Source organism: Streptomyces sp. NPDC059851 (assembly GCF_042732005.1).
Classification (GTDB): Bacteria; Actinomycetota; Actinomycetes; order Streptomycetales; family Streptomycetaceae; genus Streptomyces.
Genome location: NZ_JBHWJJ010000194.1, coordinates 1 through 11,336, shown reverse-complemented (window position 1 = coordinate 11,336; position 11,336 = coordinate 1). Strand labels below are relative to the sequence as shown.

Sequence of the window (11,336 nt, the reverse complement as noted above, 5' to 3'; positions counted from 1 at the left end):
GACGGGGCGAAGATGCTGCCGGACGGAACGGTCCACCTCCCCTCGGGCGCGGCCGTCCCCGAAGGCGCGATCAAGCTCCCCAACGACACCATCAAACTCCCCGACGGCACCGCCACCCTGCCCCCCGGCACGGTCAAACTGCCCTTCGACGGGCCGGCGAAGTACCTCGACGGCGACGGCAACTACTACAAGGCAGACGGCAGCCTCTACCAGCACATCGACGAAGCCCCGGTCGAGAAGACCCCGAAAATGCCTGACGGCGCGGGCACTCCGAAGGTGGACGCCCCGAAGACGGACGCCCCGGCCACGGTCAAGGCGGAAGACCGCGTCCTGGCCGCCGTCGGCGGCCGCGGCGACGACGTCATCCGCCTCGGCTCCGACATATCCGACCCGATCCGCACCGTCGGCGACCACACCCCCGGCCCCCGCCCGGACACCACCCCCGGCGGCCACGCCCCGGACAACATGCCCCGCAACAGCACGGACACCCAGCCCCCGTCCACCGGCGGCCGTACGGACACCCCGACCACCCCCGGCCCGCGCACGGACACCCCGTCCACCGGCAGCAGCTACACCGACAACCAGGCCGGGGCCGCGGGCCGCACCGACGGCCCGTCCACCGGCGGCGGCCACTCCGGGACGCCGGGCGGCGGTGCGGGGCACGCCGACGACGCCTCCACGAGCGGAGCCCACGCGGGCACCCCGGGCGCGGGCGACGACGCGGCCACAGGTGCCCCGGCAGCCTCGGGCACCCCGGGCGCCGGCGCCGCGGACGACGCGGCAGCGGCGACTCCCGCAACCCCGCGCAAGCCGATGGAGCGACCCAGCTTCATGCTGCACGGGGACAACCCCTACGGACCTCCCGGGCACCTCACGGACGCTCAGGTCCAGCAGATCCAGGTCTACAGGGCCAACGAAGAACCCGGGTACTTCGAGAAGTACTACAAGGAGAACGGAAACCGGAAGAGGCTCGCCTTCAAGGACGAGAGCGGGACCACCCCTCCCCAGCTCACCAGGCTGAATGAGAATTCCCCCTGGATCAGGGTGAAGGATGCTCCCGATCCGCCCACCCCCCACTACCTCGACCCCAAGCTCCTTCACAAGGATGCCGACACGGTTTCGGATAAGGGGCGCCTGGCGCGGCTGAAGGCTGCGACGATCGACCGATATTTTGCCATCGAGTGGAGAAATCTGACCGAATCGCTCAAGAGTGATGCGGAAAAGACCCACAAGGCCATCGACACGGACGAAACCCGCGGGCTGTGGGCGGAGAGTCGCGGTGCTTACCGGGAAGCCCACGCGCAAATGATCAAGGAGACCGAGAAGTACGGCGAGTTCGTGGCCGAGCACCACTACATAGCCGAAAACCATGCCGGGGCGGTGAAGCAAACCCTCCACGGCCCGAAGAACGGCAACGACCAATTCGACCAGGTGTGGCGCCGGCCGGACGGCAAATACGTCGTCGTCGAATGCAAGAGCAGCATTGATACACGGCTCGGGGGGCGAAACCTGCCCAACGGGCGCAGGGTCTCCCAGGGATCGCAGGAGTATTTCCTCGACATCATCCGGGAGATGGAGGAGCGAGGAAAGAAAATCAAGAGCGAGAGAAAACTCGCTGAAGACCTGAAGGTGGCGCTCGAGGAGGGCAAGCTGGAGTACGTACTCGTCAAGGGTGACCGCAACGCGCCCGCTTACAATGGATACCATCATCAGCGGTTCGACTTGAGCAAGAGGAGTCTTCGGTGACCGTCATCGTGAGTCGGCACTTCACCCCCGGCGCCACGGAAGAGGAATGGGCCGAGCACCTCGGAAGCTCCCTGCACCGCCGCATCGACAGGCTGGAGCAGTATCCGGATTGGGTGCACGTGGCCTTCAATGACGCCCTTTTGCACCTTGGCGCGCGATGCACCGTCGACCCGAGTGCGGAGAGGTTGGAGACGTGGGAGGCGGTCGTCAACGCGCTCCAGTTGGGCTCGGCCGTGTTCGCGACCGTGACTGCCGACGAGGGCACGGTGGAGTGCCGTATCAACCGCGAGGTGCGGACGCTCCCGGCCGGCGGTCCGGCGAGCTTCGCTGACCTCGGGATGTGGCTGACCACGTTCTGGCTGGCCATGGTGTGCCGTGACCGGGACCGGCTGACCCAGCTGGCCCAGGTCCCTTTGGACCGTATTGCGGCTGACGGCTATGACGCTTACGCCTGGCACTGGGTGGACGCCCTGCAGACCTACTGGCTCCAGGGCCCCGACCTGGTGGAGAAGCTCACCCTTGCCGTCGAGACCTCGCATCCCGACGTCGCGTCGTCAACGCCGCGCAGCCTGCTGCAGGCCGTTCTTGCGCCGCCCATCAACCTCTTCTACCTGCTGATCTCCAACAACCCCACCGGCTTTAACGAGTTCCTCGCCCGGTCCCTCGAACTGCACAAGGCGTACTGGACCGTCGACGAAGATCGCGCAGAGAAGCCCGACGGGCACCTCGCCCTGGCCCCCCTCGCCCTCGCCTGCCACGCGTACGACGGCGGGATGCCGATCGAGGTCGAATCCGGATACCTCCCGCACCACCTGATCACCCGCGACTGGATCGGCGAGTTCCCGACCTGACCCGAGCGCGCACCCCACTGCTTCCGCGGGTGGCCGTGGCCTACGTCGCGTCGGCGGAGCAGGCGTCGGCTGGTTCCGGGCCCGTGCGGTGGGCGCGGGCCGGCGGCCGGCCCATATGTGGCGCCGCAGGCGGCGCACGGCGCTCTTCGAGGTCGGCGGCATCCACCGTGAAGCCGTACAAGGCCTGGGTCCGAGTCCGGGAGCTGCCGCACCACCTGCTCACCGGCAGCTGGCTCGGTGAGTTCCCGGCGTGACGTCGCGCAGAGGCGGCGGTCAGGGCCTGGTCGGCGTCGGGGTCAGCGGAAGTCGGGTGAGCGTGCCGGAGTCGTTGATCAGGAGCTCGGGTACCTCGTCCTCGTACCAGCGGAGCTGTCCGATGAGCCCGACCGTGTCGGAATGGGCGGCGAGGAGTTGGGCCAGCGCGTCCACGTCCGGCATGAGCTCGGCGTGGATCTCCTGGCGCACCGTCAGTGACCAACCGGTCTCCGTCCGCGCCAGCTCCCCGACCAGCACCCCGCCGATGCGGTACGCCGGCCCGCGCTGAGCGAGCAGTGGGTGCGGGCCGAACTCGTCGTCCTCCTCACGCACTTCCTCGCCGAGGTGCCACCGCAGATCGGCGAGCACGGTGCCTGGTACGGACTCCCGCAGGTCCAGGGCCAGGTCCAGCACGTACAGGTCAGCCATACCGGGAGTCTAGAAGCAGGCCCCGGACCGTTGACGTGGGGCACTGCGACTGGCTCGCCGGACGTGCGCGCTGATCGGCTTCCGGCTCCGCCTTCCCCACCTGTGAGCCCATCCTGTCCTTGGCCGCCGCGACTCCGAGAGCGGGAGACGTAGGAGGACGTGGACCTGACGTCGGCGAAGCTTCCCGTGCCGTGGCAGGAAGCGGCTGCGGACCGGCTGGCGTTCGTCTGCCAGAGCCGTGCGCCTACCCTGGAGGGGACCAGTTCGACCACGCCCGCCGGCGCGGTCACCGCGATCGTCGGTTCTTCGTCCGGATCGGGAAAGACCACGGTGTTCTCTCTGATCCAGTGCTCCTACGAGATGGACGCGGACAGCATCCGGCTCGACGGGACGGGCATGCGCTTCCTGAGCCGGTCCGACCTCCCGACCTGCGGCGCCGCATCGCTACGCCAACGGGACGCCGCAGTTGCTGCTGCTGGGCGCGGCCACGGCGAATCTCCACTGGATCGGAGAACTCGCCCAGTGCAGGACGGTCGAGCAGGCCGCCGAGAACCAGACGGTCCCGCTGATCGCGCACCGGCCGTACACGGCGACCCTCTTCCACGACGGCCGGTTCCCCGGCCACGGCGCGCACGAGGAGCCGATGGAGCCCAACGACATCTCCCACGAGTCGGCCGTGACCCAGCTGGCATCCGCCCGCTGAACGGCCCCGGTGGCCGGCCCCGGTGGCCGGCCACGGAACGTCCGCCCGGCCGCCGGACCACCGGCGATGAACCGCCAGAACCACCAGAACCGCCAGTCCCACCCCGCACCGAAGGATCTGAAGCATGAACGATTCGGACCGGAACCCGACCCCCATCGAGGACACCCGCTTCGGCGGGATCACCGTCCGCCAGGGCGGCCAGGACCGCCTTGAGGTCGACGGTGAAGGGATCCCCCGTGTGGTCCTGGAGCGGGACCCCGCGTCGGAAGCGGACGCGCAGATCGCCATCGGCACCCGCGACCCCGCCTTCCTCACCCTGCGGATCGACGGCCGGGAAGCGGAGTTGAAGCCGGCCAAGGGCGGCCTGAGCAGGCGTTCGTACCGGGTGGACGTGGAGTTCGAGGGAGTGAGGTACCGCCTGGTCCCGGATTCGATCCCCAGCAGCCGGCTGACCCGCGACGGCGCGCACATCGGCGACTTCTCCTCCGAAGGCGACGAACTGGTCATCGCAGAGTGGCGGGAGGACGTCGAGGTCCGGCCGCTGGACGCGTCGGTCGGCTACGCCCTGGCCTCGGCCTTCGGCACCGGCGGCCAGCCCATGTGGATGATGATCGTGGACGGCGTGACCAGCGCGCTGCCCTGACCAGCCGCGCGGGGAGGCGTCGCAGGCTCCACGCCGCGTGGCTCCGTTCCGGTACGCAGTGGTGTGCCTGCCCGCCGCTCAGGCACACCACTGCGCCGTGTGCGCCGTCTGCGCGTGCAGTCCCGACGTCTGCGCGGACGCCCCTGGACCGGCCGCCGACCGTCGCCCCGCTGCGCGGCGTCACGGTGCAGAGCGCACCGGCGGGCCGTCGCGGCGAAAACGGCACGCGCACGCGGCAGCGCGCGGCACGCAGCGCGCCGCGCGGGGCCGCGTCGTCAGTCGACGGGCCGTAGTGCTCGCTCGGACCGCAGACCCGCCCAAGCGGCCACGGCCGCTGCGGCTGCGAGCCCGGCGAGGCCGAGGCCGCCGATCAGGGGCGCCGGATCGGGCGGGGCCTGATTCCAGAAGTACAGCTGGTACTGGGCCTCGGAAGGCAGGTTCAACACATCGGCGATCCAGCGGTGCGGCAGGAACGGCGCCGCCGGAAGCATCACGAGGGGCGCGGTCACCAGCAGCGGGCCGACCCCGAGGGCAATGGTTCCGATGACGCTGCGCAGCAGCGCTGCTGCGACCCCGGCCAGCGAGATGAAGAGGAACTGGACGAGGAGGGCTCCGACGATCGCGCCCACGGCCTGGCCCCAGGTCGCGGTCTCGACGGGCAGGGGCGGTGGAGCGTGGACCGCTCCGCCGCCACCGAGTCCCGGGGGCACCGCACGGGGCCGTACCGGCCACAGCCAGGCGAACGCCGAGGCACCCGCCCACAGCACGACGCCGGTGACGATCTGTGCGGCGAGCGACAGGGCGAGCAAGGCGCCGATCTTGCGCGCCCACAGGATTCCGACCCGGTTCTCGTACAGGCGCAGGGCGCTCCAGGTGCCGCCCTCCAGGGTCTGGCCGAGTCCGGTGGCGACGGCCACTGCCGTGAGGACGAGGCCCAGCAGGGTCGCGAACTGCCAGGCCGCCGCGCGAAGCGCTGAGGGGAGCGAGGTGAGCGCCGCCACCGAGGGGTCGATCACCCCGTACGAAGCTCCCGCCATCCACGACCGGCCGACGAGCGCCAAGGCCACCACCATCACGGCTGCGGTCGCCCCCCACACGGGAGCGGTCCACAAGGCCCTGAGCTCGCCGGCCCAGGCGGCCCCCTCCCTGCGCGTCGGCCGCCGCCGGGAACCGGCCATCATGCGCGGTCCCGGTTCCGGTCGAGGCGGTCCAGCCCGAGCCAGAGCAGGCCGATGAGGGCCAGAGTGGGCAGGACGCGGAGCAGGACGGGGACGGTGGAGGGATCGGTGGAGACCCAGAAGTGGTCCCATACGCCGTCCACCGCACCGAAGCCGACGAGGTCGGCCAGCGCGCCGCCGGGAAGCCAGGCGCCCAGCCCCGGGACGGCGGAGGTGCGGACCACGAGGACGAGCAACAGCATCCCGGCGAGGAAGGTGCGCATCGGATGGCGGAGCAGTGCGCCGAGGGCGACCGCGACGGCCGCGCCCCCGGCCAGGACAGCAGCTCCGGACAGGATTCCGAGTCCGGTGTCGGCGAGGACGGTGCCGAGGGCGCCGGGCGAGGGCAGCGGATGGGCGCCGCGCCCGTAGAGCAGCCCGAATGCGGCCGTCACCGCGCCGGACACGGCCAGCAGCGTCAGGCTCCACAGCCAGATGGCCACGGCCTTGGCGGCGAGCAGCCGGCTGAGGCGGGACTCGTAGAGCAGGAGCGGCACGATGCTGCCACGGCTCCATTCGCCGGCGACCGAGAACGCCGCCAGCATGACGAGGACGGCGAGACCGGGAACGGAGGTCAGCAGTCGTACGGTCCACAGCAGGGCGCCCACCGGGTGCTGGGCTTGCGCGGCCCGCACGCCTTCGGCGGTGAACCTGTCCTGGATCCGTTCCAGCCCGGTGGCCTCGAACGGTAGGTCGGCGCGGCACCGGGCCTTCTGGTCCGGGGTGTTCTGGGCGGACTCGCAGGACTCAGGCAGGAAGTCGAGGTTGGCCTGCACCTGCCGGATGTTGTGGGAGGCCATGTTCTGGCTCACCCAGGCGCAGTACAGGGAGCCGAAGACGAACAGCGCGGCGAGGGTCAGCGCGAGCGGGTGCCGCAGGAGCCGCCGGGTCTCGGCCCGGATCAGGTGGTTCACCGGCGGCCGCCGTCTCCGACGAGACCGAAGAACCAGTCCTCGAAGGCGGCCGGACCGCTTTCGGGGTCGTAGCCGAGCGCGTCGAGGGTACCGGCGGCGGCGACACGGCCCTGGGCGAGCATGATCACGCGGTGGCAGATGCGTTGGATCTCGTCGAGTTGGTGGCTCGAGACGAGGACGGCGGCCCCGCGTTCGGCCTCCTCGGCCACGATCCGGCGCACCATGCGCAGTCCCTCGGGGTCGAGCCCGTTGGTGGGTTCGTCGAGGATCAGCAGGTCGGGCTGCTTGAGCAGCGCAGCGGCGATCGCCAGCCGCTGACGCATGCCCTGCGAGTACGTGCCGAGCCGACGGTCGGCGGCGCCGGTCAGCCCGACGCGGTTGAGCGTGCGGGCGATCCGCCCGCCGTCGGGAAGCCCGGCGGTGTCGAGCAGGGTGCGCAGCATGGCCCGCCCGGTGGACCACCGGTGGAAGGCGGGCGCGTCGAGCGATGCCCCGAGCCGGTCGAGCTGCCGCGGCCGCATGGGCAGGGCCTCGCCGAACAGGCGCACTTCACCGGAGTCGGGGGTGGACAGGCCGGTGATGACCCGCATCAGGGTCGTCTTGCCCGCACCGTTGAGCCCGAGGAGGCCGACGATCTCGCCGGCCTCCAGGCTGAGATGGACCCCTTCCAGCACGGAGTGCTTCCGGAATCGCTTGGTCACTTCGTGACAGGAAAGGATGCTCATCGTGTGAGATTAGTTGTAGACGACGCGGCCCGCGGAGTGGACGAAGTGCGGGGCGTTGGCGATCTGCATGTAGTAGTTGCCGCCGTCGCTGGCCTTGAACTCCTTCCAGTAGACGCCGTTGTCGCAGGACCAGTCACGCCAGGCGACCCACTGGTCGGGCTGCCACGACTTGTCGATCTTGAAGTCGTAGCCGACCCGGCCCTGGGCGCCGTTGCTCGTGGCGCACCTGTCCTGCGACGCCGACTGGGTGCCGCCCTTGGCGGACCAGCGGCCGGTCTCCGCCCCAACGCCCTCATCGGTGAAGGAGAAGTTCTTGGCCTTCGAGTACGCGGCGGTGGCGGTCGGTGCGAGCGCGCCGACGAGTCCGACTGCGAGTACGGCCGTGGCCGCGGCTGACTTCATACGGGTACGCATGGGTTTCCTCCCGATTGCTCCACCTTCCCCCGGTGGAGTATGTGCTGCACTGCGTGCCAGGTCATCGACACCCAGTGCCGAGATGATCTTCGTATTTTCTCTAATGTCAGTCAAATACCGGAAGATTCACGCCAGTTCAGGGTCCGCTACGTTTATTTCTTCGGTGGCTTGATTCCGCCCATGCCTGGAGCGTGCGGCTGCGGCCGGTCTCGGGCTCGACCCGTGCAGGAAGCCGGCCGTGATGGTCGGCCCCACCCCGGGCCGGGGAATCTCCCGGGTCGTTCACACCTGCGTTCCGTGGCTCAAAAGCGCCCATTCGGGTCATGTAGGGGGCATCCACGCCGTGAGGCACACCGCTGTGGCGCACGCACCGAGTCCCACCGCGGCGATCGGCGTGCGACGGAGGCAGGTGGGTGCAGCAAGCGGCACCCACCCACCGCATACAGAAGCTCCCGGCTTGGCCCCGGCCCCATTGCGCGGCCTGCTGGCGCCGGTGCAGCCACACAGCGCCCGCACCGCACTCGAAGCCATCGCCGCCACCAGGACGACCACCCAGAGCTCGACCGGCACCGCGTCCCTTGCGTCGCCGTGGCCGCCGGCTTGTCCTGCCAAGGCCGCTTGATCGCGTGCACCGTGGCGGCCCGGAGCTGTGTCCCCCTCATCGGTCGAGCTTCACCTCCCCGCCTGACCGGCCCATGGAAGCGCCCCGCACTGGCGGCGCGTTAGCCTGCGATCACCGTGCACGACATCCCGCCGGCTGCGCCGTGCAGCGGTCGATGGTGAGGGGTGGAGGGGTCCAGGCAATGCGAAAGCCTCGCCGTGGTCCTGACCCCTACCGCTGCGGGCCCCACGCGTGCGGGGAATCCGTTGCGGATCTCGGCGTACCCGGTGCTAGACCTGGTGGCGTTTGGCCGGGTTGGTTTGACCTGCCGTGATTCTTGTCCGGGAACGCTGCCCCTGCCGTGTCGCGGCAACCGTCCGGGCGGTCAGCGACGTGCGGTCGGCACACTCGGCGCGGCCTGCCCCCGAGCGCGTCGACTGCTGCGGAATCCGTACGAACCCGGTCGACCGAACGACCGGACGCACGGCGGAATGTGGCAGCGGGCCGCGGCCGTTTGTGGGGCAGCGGCTCGCGTGTTTGTGGCCGGAAGATCCCAGGGCTCTGAGAACGTTGACGTGGGCTGGCGCAAAATCGCGACCGTGTACCGCGTACCGCCTTCGTTGACCGGGAGAGAAGTATGACTATCAAGGACATCGGGCCGGAACCTCAAAGCTTCGACCTCGAGAAGGCGACGCTCGAGAACACGGACTACCGCGCGGTCGCCTGGTCCGGGAAGTACCTTCAGCTGACCCTCATGTCGATCCCGGTGGGTGAGGACATCGGCTTGGAGGCGCACCCGGAGACTGACCAATTCCTGCGACTCGACGCAGGCCGGGGCCGCGTCCAGATGGGGCAGACGAAGGATCGGCTCGACTTCGACCGGGAGGTCGAGGATGGCTGGGCGATCTTCGTACCCGCCGGCACTTGGCACAACGTCACCAACATCGGTGACGAGACCCTGCAGCTCTACGCCGTATACGCGCCGGTCCACCACGCGTCGAGCAAGATCCACGCGACAGCCGCCGACGCGGAGCGCGACGAGGACTCGGGCAACGACGAGCCGCCAAGCTGGTCGGTCCAGCCCGTCCAGCAGCCCTCGGACGAGCACGCCTGACCAGCGAGGGCCTATCGCGACAGTGGCTCCTGGCCCCGACGCGAGCCGAGAGAATCCCGATCTTCCCCCGCCATCTTCTGGTGGCCCCGCAATGGGGCGCCCGGCCTCCGGGTCCGGCATGGCTGTTCCCCCGTTGAACGTACGGCCTGGAGGGGCACCGGCTCGGAGGCATCGACAGGCGCGGAACTCCTGACGCGGCACTTCGGGCATCGCGCGAGGTGAGCGGACGCAGGTGGTGCGCAGGGGGTGCGCGACGCCCGGATGGTTCTGGACAACAAACAAGCCCCAGGTTGCTGACCTGGGGCTTTGCTGTGGAGCGGATGACGGGAATCGAACCCGCGCTAGAAGCTTGGGAATCACTCGGTACCAGAGCCTCCATATGACTTCTGACCTGCGAAAACAGGCGGGGCAGGTGTGATTCCGGGGATTCGCTTCCTCGCCTCTGATGACCGTTGTTCACCGCTGCTACTGGCACGTTGTGGCACGGACTTCTCGATCTGCCTGCTGCGGCCGACCGCTGCGACGGGCCCGCCGACCGATGCCGGCAGTGGCGTACTCGCCTCAAGCCCGCTCTGGAGGCGTGCCGGATTCGGCGGCGCGGCGGTACTCGGCATTGATGCGCTGGGCCTCCTCGAGCTGGTCCTCGAGGATGATGATGCGGCAGGCGGCCTCGATCGGGGTGCCCTGGTCGACGAGTTCGCGCGCCCGGGCGGCGATGCGGAGCTGGTAGCGGGAGTAGCGGCGGTGGCCGCCCTCGGAACGCAGCGGAGTGATCAGGCGGGCTTCGCCGATGGCGCGGAGGAAGCCCTGGGTGGTGCCGATCATCTCGGCGGCTCGGCCCATGGTGTAGGCGGGGTAGTCGTCGTCGTCGAGACGGTCGTACGAGTTGTCTGCTGTCATTTGCACCTCTCCGTGAAACGCATAGAGGGGCCCTGGTGCCAGTACTGGCACCAGGGCCCTGAAGGAACTACTACACCACCTGCCGGCCCTGATGAAGCGCCGGCCTTCTGTGTCCGCACACCCGGCCTGGTAGTTGCCGTCGGCGCGGGGATCGCAGCTGCTTGACCGAAGACCACCTCGCTATCGAAGTCCTGCGGAACCCGGACTCGAGACTTCCGCCCGGGCGATCCTCATGGCGCCGTGTTCCTCCGTTCTTTGCTCGCTGATCAACTTCTTGCCCTGCAGATACTGCGTACTGCTGGTGATGCGTACTGCTCAGCGACCTGAGGGAGCGCCGCTGCTGCCACGCCCTGGTGCGCGCGTCCGCAGCCCGACACCTTCACCAGGGGTACCGCCCTACTGCTCTCACGGGTGCCGCATCTGCCATGCCCGCGGTCCCGCTCTCGGAGGCCCCTGATCACTGCGGGCCGCCCGGTCCGGCCGCCAGTTTCGTCACCGTCCTGCGAAAGCCCTGGCTTCGAAACTCCACCGCCGCACCGTCCTGCTCACTGCGCGTACCTGTGCTGCTTGCCGGCAGTTCGTCTCTGCCAGGCCCTGCTGTCTCTGCTGGTTACGAGAGAAAACATAACCCAACTGCATCTCGATATCTACCGCAGCCGACATAGATTTTCGTGTCCCGGGTGAATGGGTGATTGGCTCCTGGTGGGGAGTGCGAAGTGGTCGCGCAGGCGCAGCGGTCCCTGCGCCTGCCGGCCCCCCGGGTAGTTACCACCCCGCACGGAGACCAGGGGACCGGGGGAGGTGCCCCGGAGGATGGGGGTTAA

The 11,336-nt window shown here is 69.4% G+C and carries 10 protein-coding genes and 2 pseudogenes; 6 read left to right on the top strand and 6 right to left on the bottom strand.

Annotated elements, in window-relative coordinates:
• Together ACFV7Q_RS36375 and ACFV7Q_RS36370 are read left to right on the top strand one after the other, a co-directional pair.
• Nucleotides 1-1,746: pseudogene (locus tag ACFV7Q_RS36375) on the top strand (hypothetical protein); the annotation flags it as partial.
• Nucleotides 1,743-2,597: an immunity 49 family protein gene (locus ACFV7Q_RS36370; RefSeq protein WP_385435211.1), complete on the top strand. Its 855-nt coding sequence runs from the start codon at nt 1,743-1,745 to the stop codon at nt 2,595-2,597. The pseudogene ACFV7Q_RS36375 and the gene ACFV7Q_RS36370, both read left to right, overlap by 4 nt.
• A 273-nt stretch (nt 2,598-2,870) precedes the next feature.
• Here the strand turns inward: ACFV7Q_RS36370 and ACFV7Q_RS36365 are convergent, their stop codons facing one another.
• Entirely contained in the window at nt 2,871-3,281 is a 411-nt protein-coding gene (locus ACFV7Q_RS36365) for a hypothetical protein (protein ID WP_385435210.1), read from the bottom strand.
• A gap of 159 nt (nt 3,282-3,440) precedes the next feature.
• Here ACFV7Q_RS36365 and ACFV7Q_RS36360 point away from each other — a divergent pair.
• The 3 genes and pseudogenes from ACFV7Q_RS36360 to ACFV7Q_RS36350 all read left to right on the top strand — a co-directional run.
• Nucleotides 3,441-3,674, top strand: a pseudogene (locus ACFV7Q_RS36360) (ATP-binding cassette domain-containing protein); the annotation flags it as partial.
• Between the two features lie 73 nt (nt 3,675-3,747).
• Nucleotides 3,748-3,984 carry a hypothetical protein gene (locus ACFV7Q_RS36355; RefSeq protein ID WP_385435212.1) on the top strand — a complete coding sequence of 79 codons (237 nt, stop codon included), beginning with the start codon at nt 3,748-3,750 and terminating at the stop codon, nt 3,982-3,984.
• Nucleotides 3,985-4,108: 124 nt separating this feature from the next.
• Nucleotides 4,109-4,627 carry a hypothetical protein gene (locus ACFV7Q_RS36350; RefSeq protein WP_385435209.1) on the top strand — a complete coding sequence of 173 codons (519 nt, stop codon included), beginning with the start codon at nt 4,109-4,111 and terminating at the stop codon, nt 4,625-4,627.
• Nucleotides 4,628-4,902: 275 nt separating this feature from the next.
• Here ACFV7Q_RS36350 and ACFV7Q_RS36345 read toward each other — a convergent pair whose 3' ends face one another.
• From ACFV7Q_RS36345 to ACFV7Q_RS36330, 4 genes are read right to left on the bottom strand one after another with little or no spacing between them, the layout of a single operon-like run.
• On the bottom strand, nt 4,903-5,808 hold the full coding sequence (locus ACFV7Q_RS36345) for a hypothetical protein (RefSeq protein WP_385435208.1): 906 nt from the start codon (nt 5,806-5,808) through the stop codon (nt 4,903-4,905).
• Nucleotides 5,805-6,758: a hypothetical protein gene (locus ACFV7Q_RS36340; protein ID WP_385435207.1), complete on the bottom strand. Its 954-nt coding sequence runs from the start codon at nt 6,756-6,758 to the stop codon at nt 5,805-5,807. Before ACFV7Q_RS36340 ends, ACFV7Q_RS36345 begins: the two co-directional genes overlap by 4 nt.
• Nucleotides 6,755-7,483 (bottom strand): ABC transporter ATP-binding protein, encoded by a 729-nt coding sequence (locus ACFV7Q_RS36335; protein ID WP_385435206.1) that lies wholly within the window; start codon nt 7,481-7,483, stop codon nt 6,755-6,757. The genes ACFV7Q_RS36340 and ACFV7Q_RS36335 overlap by 4 nt, the downstream gene beginning before the upstream one ends.
• A gap of 9 nt (nt 7,484-7,492) precedes the next feature.
• On the bottom strand, nt 7,493-7,897 hold the full coding sequence (locus ACFV7Q_RS36330) for a hypothetical protein (protein WP_385435205.1): 405 nt from the start codon (nt 7,895-7,897) through the stop codon (nt 7,493-7,495).
• 1,238 nt (nt 7,898-9,135) lie between these two features.
• On the opposite strand from ACFV7Q_RS36330, the gene ACFV7Q_RS36325 reads away from it, so the two are divergent.
• Complete coding sequence (locus tag ACFV7Q_RS36325) at nt 9,136-9,612, top strand: cupin domain-containing protein (protein WP_385435204.1); 477 nt, start codon at nt 9,136-9,138, stop codon at nt 9,610-9,612.
• 561 nt (nt 9,613-10,173) lie between these two features.
• Here ACFV7Q_RS36325 and ACFV7Q_RS36320 read toward each other — a convergent pair.
• Complete coding sequence (locus tag ACFV7Q_RS36320) at nt 10,174-10,512, bottom strand: MerR family transcriptional regulator (RefSeq protein WP_385435203.1); 339 nt, start codon at nt 10,510-10,512, stop codon at nt 10,174-10,176.
• Nucleotides 10,513-11,336: the final 824 nt, after the last annotated feature.